The sequence below is a fragment of the Haemophilus sp. HMSC061E01 genome, assembly GCF_001810345.1.
In the GTDB taxonomy this organism is placed as follows: domain Bacteria; phylum Pseudomonadota; class Gammaproteobacteria; order Enterobacterales; family Pasteurellaceae; genus Haemophilus_D.
In genome coordinates, this window is the sequence record NZ_KV801022.1 from 1 (window position 1) to 220 (window position 220).

At 40.0% G+C, this 220-nt stretch carries 1 protein-coding gene; it reads left to right on the forward strand.

Annotation, left to right across the window (positions count from 1 at the left end):
* Window positions 1–220: hypothetical protein (locus HMPREF2732_RS09935; RefSeq protein ID WP_222563117.1), on the forward strand; the 220-nt coding region annotated here is incomplete at both ends.

The window sequence follows — 220 nt, forward strand, 5'->3', positions numbered from 1 at the left end:
TACTGTATAAAGATGGCTACTATCAAATTGATACGCATAACCATGCGGAATTGCCTGAAGATGTCTATAAAGGGCTATACTCTGACCTAGGTAAGTCTAAGCAACGATTCGAACAACAGTTGGAGCAGTTAACAACTGCTAAGCTCAGAGTCGCAGGGTTAGTGAATTACCAAGGAACAAGTCATACAAAGACGAAATTCACGTATGAGAAGTTGATGAA